This window comes from Devosia sp. MC532 (genome assembly GCF_016461625.1).
Taxonomy (GTDB): domain Bacteria; phylum Pseudomonadota; class Alphaproteobacteria; order Rhizobiales; family Devosiaceae; genus Devosia.
In genome coordinates this window covers 126,437-141,275 of sequence record NZ_JAEMNZ010000003.1, presented here as the reverse complement: position 1 = coordinate 141,275, position 14,839 = coordinate 126,437, and the positions used below count along the sequence as shown (strand labels likewise).

The 14,839-nt window shown below is 55.5% G+C and carries 15 protein-coding genes, 1 tRNA gene and 1 pseudogene; 5 read left to right on the top strand and 12 right to left on the bottom strand.

Annotated elements, in window-relative coordinates; translation table 11 throughout:
* Window positions 1-85 precede the first annotated feature (85 nt).
* The 8 genes from trpA to cmk all read right to left on the bottom strand — a co-directional run bounded on the left by trpA (window position 86) and on the right by cmk (window position 6,998).
* The gene (gene trpA / locus JHC09_RS05295; protein WP_199531238.1) at window positions 86-910 is read right to left on the bottom strand and encodes a tryptophan synthase subunit alpha; all 825 of its coding nucleotides are present in this window, start codon (window positions 908-910) and stop codon (window positions 86-88) included.
* A complete protein-coding gene (trpB, locus tag JHC09_RS05290; RefSeq protein WP_349236516.1) occupies window positions 910-2,115 on the bottom strand; it encodes a tryptophan synthase subunit beta in 1,206 nt (401 codons plus the stop codon). The genes trpA and trpB overlap by 1 nt, the downstream gene beginning before the upstream one ends.
* 215 nt (window positions 2,116-2,330) lie before the next feature.
* Window positions 2,331-2,981 carry a phosphoribosylanthranilate isomerase gene (locus JHC09_RS05285; RefSeq protein ID WP_199531107.1) on the bottom strand — a complete coding sequence of 217 codons (651 nt, stop codon included), beginning with the start codon at window positions 2,979-2,981 and terminating at the stop codon, window positions 2,331-2,333.
* Between the two features lie 57 nt (window positions 2,982-3,038).
* Window positions 3,039-3,401 carry a lipopolysaccharide assembly protein LapA domain-containing protein gene (locus JHC09_RS05280; protein WP_199531106.1) on the bottom strand — a complete coding sequence of 121 codons (363 nt, stop codon included), beginning with the start codon at window positions 3,399-3,401 and terminating at the stop codon, window positions 3,039-3,041.
* Between the two features lie 45 nt (window positions 3,402-3,446).
* A complete protein-coding gene (locus JHC09_RS05275) occupies window positions 3,447-3,728 on the bottom strand; it encodes an integration host factor subunit beta (protein WP_169194359.1) in 282 nt (93 codons plus the stop codon).
* A gap of 147 nt (window positions 3,729-3,875) precedes the next feature.
* Window positions 3,876-4,385 (bottom strand): GNAT family N-acetyltransferase, encoded by a 510-nt coding sequence (locus JHC09_RS05270; RefSeq protein WP_199531105.1) that lies wholly within the window; start codon window positions 4,383-4,385, stop codon window positions 3,876-3,878.
* A 73-nt stretch (window positions 4,386-4,458) separates the two neighbouring features.
* A complete protein-coding gene (gene rpsA, locus JHC09_RS05265; protein WP_199531104.1) occupies window positions 4,459-6,171 on the bottom strand; it encodes a 30S ribosomal protein S1 in 1,713 nt (570 codons plus the stop codon).
* Between the two features lie 185 nt (window positions 6,172-6,356).
* Window positions 6,357-6,998, bottom strand: coding sequence for a (d)CMP kinase (cmk, locus tag JHC09_RS05260; protein ID WP_199531103.1), 642 nt, complete (start codon window positions 6,996-6,998; stop codon window positions 6,357-6,359).
* Window positions 6,999-7,211: 213 nt separating this feature from the next.
* Between cmk and JHC09_RS05255 the strand changes: the two genes are divergently transcribed.
* The 3 genes from JHC09_RS05255 to JHC09_RS05245 all read left to right on the top strand — a co-directional run bounded on the left by JHC09_RS05255 (window position 7,212) and on the right by JHC09_RS05245 (window position 8,398).
* A complete protein-coding gene (locus JHC09_RS05255; protein WP_199531102.1) occupies window positions 7,212-7,607 on the top strand; it encodes a TIGR02300 family protein in 396 nt (131 codons plus the stop codon).
* Between the two features lie 141 nt (window positions 7,608-7,748).
* Window positions 7,749-7,824, top strand: a tRNA-Ala gene (locus JHC09_RS05250).
* Window positions 7,825-8,074: 250 nt separating this feature from the next.
* Entirely contained in the window at window positions 8,075-8,398 is a 324-nt protein-coding gene (locus tag JHC09_RS05245; protein WP_199531101.1) for a hypothetical protein, read from the top strand.
* A 27-nt stretch (window positions 8,399-8,425) separates the two neighbouring features.
* Here the strand turns inward: JHC09_RS05245 and JHC09_RS05240 are convergent, their stop codons facing one another.
* Window positions 8,426-9,079, bottom strand: a complete 654-nt coding sequence (locus tag JHC09_RS05240; RefSeq protein WP_199531100.1) for a recombinase family protein — start codon at window positions 9,077-9,079, stop codon at window positions 8,426-8,428.
* Window positions 9,080-9,264: 185 nt separating this feature from the next.
* Between JHC09_RS05240 and JHC09_RS05235 the strand changes: the two genes are divergently transcribed.
* Window positions 9,265-10,098: a DUF4145 domain-containing protein gene (locus tag JHC09_RS05235; protein ID WP_199531099.1), complete on the top strand. Its 834-nt coding sequence runs from the start codon at window positions 9,265-9,267 to the stop codon at window positions 10,096-10,098.
* Between the two features lie 58 nt (window positions 10,099-10,156).
* Here the strand turns inward: JHC09_RS05235 and JHC09_RS05230 are convergent, their stop codons facing one another.
* The 3 genes and pseudogenes from JHC09_RS05230 to JHC09_RS05220 form a co-directional block, all read right to left on the bottom strand.
* Window positions 10,157-10,915: a ParB/RepB/Spo0J family partition protein gene (locus JHC09_RS05230; protein WP_199531098.1), complete on the bottom strand. Its 759-nt coding sequence runs from the start codon at window positions 10,913-10,915 to the stop codon at window positions 10,157-10,159.
* Window positions 10,916-11,087: 172 nt separating this feature from the next.
* Window positions 11,088-12,473 carry a tyrosine-type recombinase/integrase gene (locus JHC09_RS05225; protein WP_199531097.1) on the bottom strand — a complete coding sequence of 462 codons (1,386 nt, stop codon included), beginning with the start codon at window positions 12,471-12,473 and terminating at the stop codon, window positions 11,088-11,090.
* Between the two features lie 254 nt (window positions 12,474-12,727).
* Window positions 12,728-13,351: pseudogene (locus JHC09_RS05220) on the bottom strand (NAD(P)H-binding protein).
* A gap of 369 nt (window positions 13,352-13,720) precedes the next feature.
* Between JHC09_RS05220 and JHC09_RS05210 the strand changes: the two are divergent.
* Window positions 13,721-14,821 (top strand): crosslink repair DNA glycosylase YcaQ family protein, encoded by a 1,101-nt coding sequence (locus JHC09_RS05210; RefSeq protein WP_199531236.1) that lies wholly within the window; start codon window positions 13,721-13,723, stop codon window positions 14,819-14,821.
* The last annotated feature ends 18 nt before the right edge of the window (window positions 14,822-14,839 follow it).

Sequence of the window (14,839 nt, the reverse complement as noted above, 5' to 3'; positions counted from 1 at the left end):
CACGTAGCAGTCGATTGTGGCATTTCTTATCAGGCGGAAACGAGAAGCGCAAAATATGCACGCTTCTCTTATCCACATGGCGGGGTTAGGCGCGAGCGTGCTTCACACCCGATGCAAGGTCCGCGACGATATCGCGGACTGCGGAAACGGTTTTGTCAGTGGCCTTGCCGTCAACCAGCGAGGTGCGGACGGCGTCCACCAGCACCGAGCCGACAACAACACCATCTGAATGCTTGCCAATCATGGCAGCGTCGTCGGCGGTTTTAATACCGAAGCCAACCGCAACCGGAAGGGAGGTGTGGGCCTTGATCCGGTCCACTGCGTCACCAACGGCAGCGCGCGACTTGATCTCAGCGCCCGTCACGCCATTCATCGAGACATAGTAGACAAAGCCCGAGGTGTTTTTGAGAACAGCCGGAAGGCGCTTGTCGTCGGTGGTTGGGGTGGTGAGACGGATAAAGTTGATGCCTGCTTGAAGCGTTGGAATGCACAACTCGCTGTCTTCTTCCGGGGGAAGATCGACAACGATCAGGCCATCAACTCCGGCTGCCTTGGCCTGCACGAGGAACTTGTCGACGCCGAAGGAATAGATGGGGTTGTAATAGCCCATTAGAACGATCGGGGTGTTTTCGTCCTTGCGACGGAAATCTTCGACCATGCCGAGAATGCCCAGCAGTGTCTGACCGGCGGCAAGGGCGCGCTGACCACCGAGCTGAATGGCCAAACCGTCGGCCATCGGATCGGAGAAGGGCATGCCCAGTTCGATCACATCCGCACCGGCCTGTGGCAGGGCTTCGAGGATCGCCTGGCTGGTGGCCAGATCCGGATCGCCGCCCATGATGAAGGTGACGAGTGCGGGGCGGTTTTCTGCCTTGAGCGCGGCAAAACGCTTTTCAATACGCGACATAATTAGAGCAGCCCCAGATGCTTGCCGACAGATTCGACGTCCTTGTCACCGCGACCGGAGAGACAGAGAACAATGTGCTTATCCTTGCCCATGGTCGGCGCGATCTTGCAAACCTGCGCGAGGCCGTGAGCGGATTCGAGCGCCGGGATAATGCCTTCAGTGCGGGTGCACAGCTGGAAGGCGTCGAGCGCTTCATTGTCGGTGATCGGCTGATAGGTGACACGCTTGATGTCGTGAAGCCACGAGTGTTCTGGGCCAACGCCGGGATAGTCGAGACCTGCCGAGATCGAGTGGCCTTCAAGGATCTGACCAGCGTCATCTTGCAAAAGATAGGTGCGGTTGCCGTGCAGCACGCCCGGGCGACCACCGGTCATCGAGGCAGCGTGACCGTTTTCAACGTCAATACCGTGACCGCCAGCTTCTGCGCCATAGAGCGCGACGCTCTCGTCATCGAGGAAAGCGTGGAAGGAGCCAATGGCGTTTGAACCGCCACCAACGCAAGCGACGACTGCGTCCGGGAGGCGACCGTTGAGTTCCTGGAACTGCTGCTTGATTTCCGTGCCGATGACGGACTGGAAATCGCGGACCATTTCTGGATAGGGCGCCATGCCTGCGGCGGTGCCGATCAGGTAATAGGTGTTTTCGACATTGGTGACCCAGTCGCGAATGGCTTCGTTCATCGCGTCCTTGAGTGTGCCAGCGCCAGCGGTGACGGCGCGCACTTCAGCACCCAGCATCTTCATGCGCAGAACGTTCGGCTTTTGACGCTCAACGTCGGTTGCACCCATGAAAATGGTGCAGGGAATATCGAACTTGGCACAAACGGTGGCCGTTGCCACACCATGCTGGCCAGCGCCGGTTTCGGCGATAATGCGGGTCTTACCCATGCGCTTGGCGAGAAGGATCTGGCCAATGCAATTGTTGATCTTGTGCGAACCAGTGTGGTTGAGCTCTTCGCGCTTGAACCAGACTTGTGCGCCACCGAGCTGCTCGGACAAGCGCTTGGCGTGGTAGATCGGGCTTGGGCGGCCGATATAGTGGGTCGCGAGATCCTTCATCTCTGCCAGATAGGCCGGATCGGTCTTGGCGGCGCGATAGGCTGCTTCAAGATCGAGGACGAGCGGCATCAGAGTTTCGGCGACGAAACGTCCGCCGAAGATACCAAAGCGCCCGTGTTCATCGGGGCCGTTGCGCAGGGAATTGGTGATGGTCAATCGCGTATCCTCCGTCGAAATCCCGATGGGGACTTCTTCGTCGAGCTTTTCAAGCCCAGGGTATGGGCTTCAATAAGCTGGCATGGCCGGTGAGTGCAATAGATTTGGCAGGTGCAGGGGCTGATGAGAAAGGGGAATTTCGGGGATTGCGCCCGTCCCCTCGAAAAAGATTAAGGGCCACTCTTCCGAGCAGGCCTTAATCGACAGGTTCACATCGCCGAGCGTGCCGCGCGGACAAAGGCTTCCATCAGATGCTTTTGCTTGATGCCGGGTGCGCTTTCGACGCCAGAGGAAACATCGATGCCAAAGCTCGGCCGGACCGTTTTGATCGCCTCAGCGACATTGTCCGCAGTCAGCCCGCCAGAGAGCATCAATGGAATATTGGGATCAATACCCGCTAAAAGCGACCAATCAAACACGTGGCCCAACCCTCCGGGCCGATCGGCACCCTTGGGTGGTTTGGCGTCAACGAGTATCCGATCGGGAACGTCGTTAAACAGCGCAATCTGAGCAACGTCTTCAGCCGAACCGATGGGCAGGGCCTTCATGATCTCGACGCCTGCCAAATGGCGAATGGCGGAGACCCGCGCCGGGCTCTCGGGACCGTGCAACTGGATCCAATCAGGACCGAGAGCTGCGACTTCGGCGACGCAGGAATTATCTGGGTTAACCAGCAAAACACAGCTCTCCACGCGTCCACGGGCGGCAGAGATTAAATTGCCCAATTGCTCAATGGTCACATGGCGCGGCGAGCGCGAAAAATGGACGAAACCGACCATATCGGCCCCGGCGTCTATCGCCGCGTCCAACAAGTCTTCCGTCTTGATGCCACAAATTTTGATTGTCTGATTATCGGCCATAATATGGTCGGGCTCAACGGGACGGGATGTATCGGAATTGCCGAACTGCGCCGTCCATCACCGCAGCTCAAGCAAATCATCTACCTCGTTGGCGGCAGAAACCGCGCTCGTGCCGGTACGGCGGCGCAGCGTTTCCAACTCCTGGCTCAACTGAGTGGCTTCACGGCGCCAATGGCGCTCGCGGCGGCGATGGTGCCCTTGCGTAAACCAACTCGCCACGCCCCCAAGCAGGACTCCGACCAGAAGCACAATATAGAGAATGACGAACAAAGGCACGCCATAGCCCGACGCGCCCGCCTGCGCGGGGGCGCCAAAGGGATTAAGATTGACAGCAACCAGCTGTCGATTAGCTAGGGCGAAAGCGATCAAGAGCCCGCAAAGGGGCACCAGAACCAGCCAGCCGACGATCTTGTTGACCATGCATATTCCGTGGGGCGAAGGCCCCGTTCTTGATCGCAGTCTAGCTTATTCGTGGTTCAAACGCTCGCGAATTTCTTTGCCCGCCTTAAACTGGGGCACGTACTTTTCGCCAACTTCAACCTGTTCACCCGTGCGTGGGTTGCGGCCAACACGCGCTGGTCGGTTCTTGACCGAAAAGGCCCCGAAACCGCGTAATTCAACCCGATCACCGCGCGCCATTGCATCGCCAATCTCATCGAGGATGGCGTTGACAATGTTTTCGATGTCGCGCTGGAACAGATGCGGATTTTCCGCTGCAAGCTTCTCGACAAGTTCAGACTTGATCATAAAAGGCTCCGGTTCAGACCCATTTGGAGGGGTATTCCAACCTGCCAAAGCAGAACGAAACCGTCAAGCATAGTAATGGGTTGAGGTTACTTGCTGCTGTTTCATATGTGGCAGATTTGCGCCACAATCACGGCCTTGTGACCAAATTCAGACGATCCGTTTGACCATAAATTCCGCATGAGCTTCATAAGCGGACAGCTTTTCCGCCAGTTCTGGGCGGTCTTCAACTTGAAAACCTTGCTTCTCCCAGAACGACACCGAGCCATTTACGGCCACCAAGCTCATGGTCGGATAGCCCATGGCAGCGGCGTGTTTTGTCAACGCCGACACGATCTTACCGGCCGCACCGACGCCGCGGGCAAGCGGTAGCAGGGCGAGATCGTGGATGTAATAGGTGTCCAAATCATCGGGGAGCTGGCCAAGGAGGGCATTGAGGGCCGGCAAGGATCCAAGCTTCCACGGATGAGACAGCATGTAACCGGCCGGGCGCTCTTGAACTTCGAAAAGATAGCAGCCGTTTCGATAGAGCTGAAATTTCTCGGCAAGAACTTCTGGGGCCTCAAAGAATCCAGGATGGACGCGGCCCGCAATTGCGTTCACCGCATCCATGTCATAGCCGGTCATGGCACGCCACGCGACATCACGAATTTGGATCATCTTATTCCTCTAAAAGAAACGACCCGCACCAAATGGCGCGGGTCGAATTTTTGTCAAATAGGAGCAGAAGCTCTTACTTGTCGTCGCGGCCCTTGAGAGCTGCGCCGAGGATGTCGCCAAGCGATGCGCCCGAATCGGACGAACCGAAGTTAGCCACTGCTTCACGTTCTTCGGCGATTTCGAGCGCCTTGATCGAAAGCTGGATGCGGCCGGACTTACGGTCGTACTGGGTGACGCGTGCGTCGACCTTTTCACCCTTGCTGAAACGCTCTGGACGCTGATCGTTACGATCGCGGGAGAGGTCAGCACGACGGATGAAGGAGGTGACTTCGCTGTCAGCGATACGGACTTCGATACCGCCTTCGTTGACTTCGATGACTTCAGTGGTGACAACAGCGTTCTTGCGCAGACCGCCGGTTTCGCCGCCAGCAGCGGAAGTTTCTGCGAGGTCGTCAGCAGCGAGCTGCTTGATACCGAGCGAGATGCGTTCCTTTTCGACGTCAACATCGAGGACCTTGGCCGAAACCATGTCACCGCGGTTGTAGTCTTCCAGAGCAACTTCGCCAGACTTCTGCCAGTCGAGGTCGGAAAGGTGAACCATGCCGTCCACGTCGCCTTCAAGACCGATGAACAGACCGAATTCGGTCTTGTTCTTGACTTCACCTTCGATGGTGGAGCCAACTGGGTTCTTTTCAGCAAACGCTTCCCATGGGTTCTGCAGGGTCTGCTTGAGACCGAGCGAGATACGACGCTTGTCAGCATCGACCTCGAGCACAACCACGTCAACTTCCTGCGAAGTCGAAACGATCTTGCCTGGGTGAACGTTCTTCTTGGTCCAGCTCATTTCGGAAACGTGGATCAGGCCTTCAATGCCTGGTTCCAGTTCAACGAATGCACCGTAGTCGGTGATGTTGGTCACGCGGCCGGTGAACTTGGAGTTGATCGGGTACTTGGCTTCGATGCCTTCCCACGGATCAGCCTGAAGCTGCTTCATGCCCAGCGAGATACGGTGGCTCTCGTGGTTGATGCGAACGATCTGAACCTTGATGGTTTCGCCGATCGTGAGCACTTCAGATGGGTGGTTAACACGACGCCATGCGATGTCGGTGACGTGCAGCAGGCCGTCGATGCCACCGAGGTCAACGAACGCACCGTAATCGGTGATGTTCTTGACGACGCCGTCAACAACCTGGCCTTCTTCGAGCTGCTGGACGATTTCCGAACGCTGTTCTGCGCGCGATTCTTCCAGGATTGCACGACGCGAGACAACGATGTTGCCGCGACGCTTGTCCATCTTGAGAATCTGGAACGGCTGCGGAACGTTCATCAGCGGAGCGATATCGCGGATTGGGCGGATATCGACCTGCGAACGTGGCAGGAAGGCAACTGCGCCTTCGAGATCAACGGTGAAGCCACCCTTAACCTGGTTGAAGATGGTGCCTTCAACGCGCTCGTTAGCGGTGTACTTAACTTCGAGCTTGACCCAGCTCTCTTCGCGGCGAGCCTTCTCGCGCGAAAGGACAGCTTCGCCCATAGCGTTCTCGACGCGGTCAACATAGACCTCGACTTCCGAACCTACGGTGATGGTGCCGTCACGACCTGCTGCGCCGAATTCCTTCAGCGGCACGCGGCCTTCAGTCTTCAGACCAACGTCGATGATCGCGAGGTCTTTTTCGATGGCAACGACTCGGCCGCGTACAACGGTGCCTTCAGCGGCATCATTGTCGACAAAGCTGTCGAGCAGCATGGATTCGAAATCGTCTTTCGTCACAGTGTTCTGTGCCAAATTCTGTCTCCAGAGCGCCGGTGGTTTGGGGGTTACTCACCTGAGTGGTACGGGTCCGCTTTGGAAAAACCAAAGCCGGCGCACGGAGCACCGATTCCAACATCAGGAGATTTCTTTAGTCCGGTTCGGCCCGTGCTTAGGATGAAAGCGGCAAGTACCGGGCCCAAGGAGGAAATTAGAGAGTTTTAGCTCTCTGCCTTGAGCGCCATAGCCTCGTCGACAATCGCAACGGCAGCGCGAAGTGCGGCTTCTATACCGAGAAGTGTCGTGTCGAGCAAGTGTGCGTCTTGCGCCTTATAGAAGCCACCGTTGGGATTTTGCATATCTCGAGCGTCTCGTTGCTCGATTTGATGGAAGAGCGCGTAGCGATCAACGCTCTCCCCTCGCGCCTCAAGCTGGCGAGCACGACGCTCCATACGCGCCTTGCTGTCGGCCTGGATGAACAGCTTAACATCGGCATCTGGACAAATATTGGTGCCGATATCTCGTCCGTCGAGCACAGCCCCGCCCGGTTGCAGGGCAAATTCGCGCTGAAACTGAAACAGAGCTACGCGCACCGCTCCGATGACGGCGATCTTGCTGGCCAGCACACCCACTTCTGCCGTTGTCAACGCCATCACATCGCCGAGATGATGCACATCTAGGTTTTGAGCTGCGGAAATGGCGGCCGCTTCCATTTCCGGCGTGTCGATCTGATCGGCGATGGCGAGCCCGACCGCACGATACAGCAGACCTGTGTCGAGGTGAGGCAGCCCATAATGCTTTGCCAGGCCAATCGCGAGCGTTCCTTTGCCCGATGCGGCGGGGCCATCAACAGCGATAATCATGGGTCCAGCTCCGGCCGCCATATGGTTGTTCTCAAAGCGATAACGAGAGCTGGGCGATGGAGCAAGGGCTGCGGCCCACTGCCCCGCGAATGAAGTCGCAATCATTTAACGTTTGACAGTCTAAATCTTCTCACCTAACCGAACTGACCGACTTGGGCGCGAGCGGCGTTATTGCCGCGCCCGTCCTTTCCCTTTTCGTTCGAGGCATGAGAAATGGCCAATTCTGAGCGCGGCACCAAGCGCACTGACCCCGATACCGGCAAGAAATTCTACGACCTCAACCAGGATCCGATCGTTTCGCCCTACACCGGCAAGAGCTATCCGCGTTCGTTCTTCGAACAGCTGACTGGCAAGGCCGGCCCGGCAACGGCCCGCAAGGCCGATGACGAAGACGAGCTGGAAGACGAAGACGAGGTCGAAGACACCGGTCCAGAAATCGTCAGCCTCGAAGACGCTGACGCTGAAGAATCCGGTGACGAGATCCCTGATGTCGAAGACGTAGAGGTTGAAGAAGACCTCGGCGACGACGAAGAGGACGTATTCCTTGAAGAAGACGAAGACGAAGATGATGGTCTCGGCTTCGACGTTGGCAGCGACGAAGAGCGCTGATTCCAAACACTTTTCTGGCCGGATGGAGTTATCCACCGGCCAGATAAAAAAGTGAACCGAAGGCCTTGCGCCCAGCAAAACCTTCCACTAGTTTCCCCCTCGTTCCAGACAGAAACCTGTACGGAACGACCCAAGGAATATGGGGCCTTAGCTCAGCTGGGAGAGCGCTTGCATGGCATGCAAGAGGTCAGCGGTTCGATCCCGCTAGGCTCCACCATTCTTCTCGAAATCCCGAAAATCCCTGGAATTTCAAAGGCTTAGCAGAAGCCCTGTAAAAGCTGCGCCCCCAATTACGCCCCCATTCTGCGCCCCCACAAAAAACGTGGGAAGACACGCACGGCCCCGCGCCCCAACGCCCGACGTAAAGGGCCTCCAAAAATGATCGAACAGAACAAGAACGCAGCCATTGCTAAGCGTTTGAGAATCACCGCATGGTTAACGCGTGTTAATCAATTGAAAGGGTCAGCATGACCATTATTCCGGGTACACCTCTCAATAGATCAGTCGCACGGGACGTTCTCGTGACATATGACTTAGATAAAGACCGCCGGAACTACAAAGGCGTCACAGAATATATAGACGCCCACTCTCCAAGAATGCTCGCCCAGAGCTGCTACCACATCAAATCCTATGCAACCAACGCCCAGATACTTCGAGATCTTTGCGGCATAGGCGACAGCGGCGACACCTTTATTGTCGCAGACTACAATCCAAGCTCAGAGATCGCTCGCAAAGGAAACAATCCGTTGTTTGGCGATATCATCGCTCAAGCTCTGATGAACAATCGGTAGGCCCCTACCAACAAAGACCTCCTCGGGTCAGAAGGACTCGGGGAGAGCACTAGCTTCGCCCAAGGCCAACTCATCGCTCCTTTTTGCTAATCGCGCCAACGTTGAACGCGAGCAACCTGTAGCCTGAATGATCGTATTCCAACTCTGCCCCGAACGGAGCATCGAAACGATCGCCCCGTTTCTCTTCGTATCCTCAGGCCGCCCTCGATAACTTCCTTTCACCTTGGCTTGCTCAATGCCCTGAGCTTGACGACGTCGCCGGTCCTCGTAGTCCTTCCGCGCAATAGCTGCGAGCATGTCCAACAGCATCCCGTTGATAGCATCTGCCATCCGCGCAGTGAAATCATCGCTATGGGTCGCCGCAAGCTGCCACGAGGACGGCAAGTCCAGCGCAACAACCCGAATTTGGCGAGCTCGTATCTCTGAGCGCAAACGCTCCCAGTCAGCCGCGTTTAGACGGCTCAATCTGTCCACCTGCTCAACAAGCAGGACATCGCCGGGCTTAGCATCAGCAAGTAGCCTGAAGAGCTCAGGGCGCTGCAGTGAGGCCCCACTCTCGTTCTCGAGATAGGTTGCCGCCACCACAAGTCCACGCGCCTCCGCGAACGCCTCAAGGTCAGCACGAGCACGGCTGGCGTCCTGCTCTTTGGTAGAAGCGCGGAGATAAGCACGGACAAACATCTACAAGCACCATCAGTTCGGTTAGGGTGGTCTCATAAATGGTGGTTCGCTTTGAGTTGTCAAATTGAGTTATCGAACCACGAATTACCCCGGTTCGCTAGAGGCGTACTCAAATGCACCGCCTCCCAAAACACAGTGAAGCCGCCCCCCCCCACCGGGGAAAACCCTCAGCAGTGACCATCTTGATGAGCATCACGAATTTTCTTGATAAAAAGACCCGCGTTCAAACAAGATACCCCCTAACCGAACCGATATTAACCCCTGGGGGAAAACAAGTGCATTGGACATGCCCATTCTGCCAAACAACTCAGCTTACATCGACTGAAAACTCATATAATACGATTGGTCGACTTAGCGTTGGCGTTACCAAGAGAGGCATACTGGGGATCCATTACTCAGCAATCCGCTGCCTGAACGGCAACTGCAAAGAACTTACTCTAACCGTCGCCGTGGGAAATTATGGTGTTACAGACGCAGGAAGGCCTACGCTTAAAAACGTTTACAACGAATGGAAATTGTACCCTAGCAGTAATGCGAAGCCTCAACCAGACTACATTCCAGCTGCGATTGTAAGTGACTATCGAGAAGCGAGCCTCATCGTAGATCTTAGCCCCAAGGCTTCAGCAACACTGGCCAGACGCTGCCTACAAGGCATCATCCGCGATTTCTGTGGCATCCAGAAAGACAAGCTCCATGACGCAATCCAACAACTTAAAAAAGATGTTGAGGAAGGCACAGCGAACCGCTCGATAGACCCCGCCACGCTCAATGCTATCGACGCGGTTCGGAAAGTCGGAAACATCGGCGCTCACATGGAGAAGGACATAAATCTGATCGTCGATGTCGAACCAAGTGAAGCGATGCTGCTGCTCAATTTGATCGAGAGCCTTTTCGAAGAATGGTACGTAGCGAGACATAATCGAGATCAGCGCCTGCAAGAGGTCGTTAAAATGGCAGAAGGCAAAGAAACGCAACGCCGCCCCAAGGCACCAGCCGACGCTACCGGAGCTGACACCTAGAGTGCATGGTGTACAATTTGCACATACCTTAGTGTGTACCCCGTGGTAGCCAGAGCGATCAGTAGTCCACCCCGGCGAGCTCGTCCCCGTCGTCATCCTCTGGTTCAACCCACGGGATAGGCCAGTGTTCGCTATTCATGAGCCTACGAGCGAACTCATAGGACACCTGCGAGATTGCCAAAGCCAAGGCATCAGCGTCATTGAGGGGGTTCTTGTGGAGCAAGTCCAAGAGCCCTGCCTTGATCTCGGCGGCTCGCCTCTCAGTGTACTCGGAGAAATCCCCAGAAGCTTCTCGAGGCCCGCTGAGACGTTCTCGGAGGCTTTTCCACGTGAAGGTAGACAGCTCCTCCACTGCAAGCCCTTGGCCTTTCAGCTCGGAGATCACCCTGCGCATCTCCGCGACTGTGCCTGAAGATGTGCCAGTAGCCTTGACGATATCCGCCTTGGACTTGCTGGTGAGCAGGCAGAGCCTCAAAGCCGCGTTAGCCTTCTCCTGCGTAGTCATCGGCAGCTTATTCTGACCATTGAGGCGTATGCTCTCGATCAAAGCATCCTGCGGTGTTCCCTCGAAGACCACCACCGGGATAGGCTTGCTGTGCTCCAAGCGATCATATGCGGCCACCCGGTGATGCCCGTCGATCACCACCCAACCATCACCACCCCACCAAACAACGATGGGCTCGAGGGATTTCACCTCCTTGATCGCCCTCATGAGCTCTCTGACGTGCTTCTCGCTATCATAAGAGATCGCTATCGTATTCCGAGGCTGGAAGACGGCAGGGCAGAGCGATAACTGATCGAGGCAAAGCTCTTCCACGCGCGACCCGCCCTCACCCGAGGCCAGATTAGCCAAAGCCTCATAATGCCGAAGCCCAGAATTCAGGCTATCAAACTCAACAACTAGAACCAACGACGGAACAACCTTATAGAAACCACAGACCAGACATGAGACAAAATCGCTTCCTTCTCATATATGGGGACATAATTGCTTATCGCTGAGCGCGAGGCTTTTTTGACGGCAGCACTATCACATCAGAAACCTCTGGTAGAATTACTGCTTCCACACACCTTCTAGCCTGATCCAACTTCGGCCCCGACGAGTAAACACCCAGCGTCATGCCTTGACGTTTGTGGCCGACAATAGAGGCGATTGTGCTCTCTGGCTGATCAGCTTGCTCCGCCTTGGTGACGAACCACCTGCGAAACGAGTGGAAGTTAACGCGCTCACGACGTTTTCCCTCAACCGCATCAGTCACCCCGACCGATCGCCTGTAATCCGTGAAGTCTTGGGAAGCCTTGAACGACCTTTCGCGCAAGGAGCCTTCCTTAATCACTGGCGGCCACTCAGGGAACAAGTGATCCTCTTCCGACTTACCTTCAGTCCGCTTCGAGATGATCGCTACAAGATCAGGATGGATCGGAACGAAGCGAGCTCCCTTCTCCTTCTTAGCCGCCTTAAAGCGGATAGCTCCGTTCAAGCAATCACCAACTTTCAGGCTCACCAACACCTCTAGCCGAGCTCCAGTGAGTGCCCCTAGACGCATGAGATCGTGCATATTCTCCTGCGCTGGCCCTCTCAGCAAGGACTTCAGCTCATCGTCCGTGAAAGGCCGCTCTTCGGTTTCATCGGTTTCATGCGGAACAGCATAGGTGAGCCCCTGCCAGACATTCGTTTTCACCTCATCACGACGTAGCATCCACTTCCAAAAGATGGACAGACGACGCATGTACTTGTTCAACGTGACTGGATGCCTCCCACCCGAAGCGCCGAAATCATCGTGAAAACGGACCGCCTCGCGTCGACCAAAAGTCTCACGAAATAGCGGAATGCCCTCGCGCTCACACCACGCGATAAGGGCGGCAAAAGCCCGAGCATCGTCAGCCTTAGTGCGGGGAGCAACCTTGAGCTGCGCCTCATACTTCGCACGAGATGCAGTAAATGGCGTAGCGCGACTATATGCGATATCCGCGAAGCGGTGCGCTGCTGCCTCACGTTGCGGATCATAAATCGGCTCACCGAATTCATCCTCCGCGATGACAGGTCCTTGGATTTCCTCGATGTAGTCATCAATCTGATTTTCCTCGGGCTCCGCATCTCCAGTGGAAGCCACGGCATCCCTACGCTGCTGGGCAAGGTGCAAGGCCTTTTCCAAGTGATCATCAGGCCTCAAGGCCCGATCTATCTGACGCTGGAAATTGGCTACAACTGGCCACTTCAACCTGTTTGCCTCGGCCAAACTATCGGTCGGAAGCGCTTGCCGAAGCTTGGTCTTCCCAATGGCCGCTTGAGCCTTCCTCGGGACAGGAACCACGACCCTCCATTTGTTGCCATGAAGCTCAAGAAATTTGCGATCAGTGTTCCGAGAAAGTGCCATAGGATCCTGCTGCGCCCCCAAACGCGCCCCCACTCCCTGCCTCAGGAATGCAGCAAGATCAATAACTTATTGAGACATATCGTAAATTCCTCTGAATGGTTCGGCCCCGCTAGGCTCCACCATCCACACTTTGATGTGGCTTCCTGCAACTTACCAACATTTCGCTCAAGCAAGAGTTACTGCATTTTGCACGCAGACTATAGCTTTCGTGCAACCAGTACCTGCACTTGCGAGAGCAAAACTCCCTCCCGACATCACATGACTATCAACGGCTTCGCGCGGACAAAACGATTGCCCTGCACCTCCTCAAGCATGAATTTTGCAAGGTCTGACCGCGAAACCATGCCGAGAACTTTTGTCGCGGTAACGTCCGGTCCTGCCAAATAGCGCCACGTTTGAGCACCATTTCCGAGCTTAGTTGCCCGTACAATCGTCCAATCCAGCGGACTACTTATGATGGCACGCTCCTTGTCGATGTGGTCGGCAATATCGTTTCCGATGATCAGCGGCGCGATTGTTGCCGCCAGCCAGCCAGCGCGCGCTCGCGACTCAGGCACAAGTATCGTGGACAAATACACCAGCCTTTTGGGCCCCTTCTCTTGCATGAGCTCGACTAGGCTTGCGACTGCAGAAACCAGTGTTGGATTGCGCTTCTTGGGCGTGGAGTTGCCCATCACGCAGATGACAGCATCTTGCCCCTCCAACGCACGGATCAAGTCCTTCGAGTCGCTGGCGTCAGCTGAGAACAACACAAGATTTGGTGCATGGATGCCGAGTTATTCTGGGTCCCGCGCAAGCGCTGTTACTTGATGTCCTGCAGACACCGCCTGAGTAACAACATGCCTCCCGGTTCGACCGACAGCACCAAGAACTAGTATTTTTCATAACCCCTCCGCAAATAGATTTCCTGCAGCACATAGACACCAACAAAGTCTGATCAGATTGCACCACAACAATCAAATACTGCCTTCGACCAACAGCACTGCTCACACCATTAGACAGTAATTACTTGTTTCGAGACTTCTTGACTGCGACACCACCCACCTCAGTTCGAATTCGTACAGCGCCCTCCATTCTTGGCCATACCCGCAGGCTGTGCTGCACCTCTCCACTGGCACTAGGAATGTGTTGAAGACACTCGACTCTCATGTAAGATCAAACAGTGAACATTGACGGAAAGTGTGAGCAGAGAGACAGTTGTGGCAATCGAAACAAACCGCGTCATCCCACGCAGTCACGCCCGCGCCATGTGGATGGCAGCGCAAAGGCTCGATGAGCGCGCGCCATTTGGTGCCGGGCCCAACGCGGCACAAGCGGCAATCGAGCACTTGGGATATGTGCAAATCGACACGATCAATGTGATCGAACGCTGCCACCACCACATTCTGTTCTCGCGCATACCAGACTATTCACGAGCCGACCTCGCGCAGCTCCAAAGCCAGAACAAAAGCATATTTGAATATTGGACCCATGCCTTGAGCTATGTGCCCAGTGCTGATATTCGGTTCTTCGGCGCCGCCATGCAAAAGTTTCGCGACACCCCGTCGACCTGGTTCGGGTCGGTCACCGCCGCTGAAGTCAAGGCCATGACCCAGCGTCTCCTCAACGAAGGCCCACTGTCGATCCGAGACATTGAGGATGATGTCCTCGTCGAAAAGACCCATGCTTGGGGTAGCAAGAAGCCGTCTAAACGCGTGCTTCAGTTGATGTTCTTCCAAGGGCTCGTGACCATTTCAGAACGAGCCGGCATGATCAAAACCTATGAGCTGACCCAGCGACATTTTGACTGGCAAACACCGCCAAGACGCGCAACTGAGCAACAAACTGCCAATTATCTCCTCGACCGCGCCTTGCAAGCGCAGGGTTTCGTCTCACTCGCCTCCGTCTGTCATCTCAACGCAGGCATGAAGAAGGCGGTCAGCGAGGCGATCGAAGCACGCGTCAGACGCAAGCAATTGGTTTCTGTAGCGCTAGAAGGCGCAGAAAAAATCGCGCATTGGGCAAAGCCTGAGACGCTCGAAACAGAACACACCATCGACCTAGAGCTCGTGCATATTTTATCGCCTTTTGATCCGCTGATCATTCTGCGCAAACGCCTCGAGATGGTCTTTGATTATAGCCATGTGTTTGAGGCCTATGTGCCAGCAGCAAAACGCAAATACGGCTATTTCGCTCTACCCGTTTTGATCGGAGACCGCGTTGCCGCCGTGGTCGACCTCAAAACCGACCGCAGCACTAAAACGCTCAACGTGCAGAATTTCGTTTGGCGTGAAACGCCAACCGCCGAGAGCAAAGCGGCTATCGATGCAGAATTGGGCCGGTTTGAATCGTTTCAACTTCGCGGATAAAGCGGGTGCATCTGACGA

Bases quoted from the DNA above. Each gene is read 5' to 3' on its own strand.
- JHC09_RS05225 (WP_199531097.1), bottom strand. From the start codon at position 12,473: ATGGCACTTTCTCGGAACACTGATCGCAAATTTCTTGAGCTTCATGGC.
- JHC09_RS05275 (WP_169194359.1), bottom strand. From the start codon at position 3,728: ATGATCAAGTCTGAACTTGTCGAGAAGCTTGCAGCGGAAAATCCGCAT.
- JHC09_RS05210 (WP_199531236.1), top strand. From the start codon at position 13,721: ATGTGGATGGCAGCGCAAAGGCTCGATGAGCGCGCGCCATTTGGTGCC.
- JHC09_RS05240 (WP_199531100.1), bottom strand. From the start codon at position 9,079: ATGTTTGTCCGTGCTTATCTCCGCGCTTCTACCAAAGAGCAGGACGCC.
- JHC09_RS05270 (WP_199531105.1), bottom strand. From the start codon at position 4,385: ATGATCCAAATTCGTGATGTCGCGTGGCGTGCCATGACCGGCTATGAC.
- cmk (WP_199531103.1), bottom strand. From the start codon at position 6,998: ATGATTATCGCTGTTGATGGCCCCGCCGCATCGGGCAAAGGAACGCTC.
- JHC09_RS05285 (WP_199531107.1), bottom strand. From the start codon at position 2,981: ATGGCCGATAATCAGACAATCAAAATTTGTGGCATCAAGACGGAAGAC.
- JHC09_RS05255 (WP_199531102.1), top strand. From the start codon at position 7,212: ATGGCCAATTCTGAGCGCGGCACCAAGCGCACTGACCCCGATACCGGC.
- JHC09_RS05280 (WP_199531106.1), bottom strand. From the start codon at position 3,401: ATGGTCAACAAGATCGTCGGCTGGCTGGTTCTGGTGCCCCTTTGCGGG.
- JHC09_RS05245 (WP_199531101.1), top strand. From the start codon at position 8,075: ATGACCATTATTCCGGGTACACCTCTCAATAGATCAGTCGCACGGGAC.
- JHC09_RS05235 (WP_199531099.1), top strand. From the start codon at position 9,265: ATGAGCATCACGAATTTTCTTGATAAAAAGACCCGCGTTCAAACAAGA.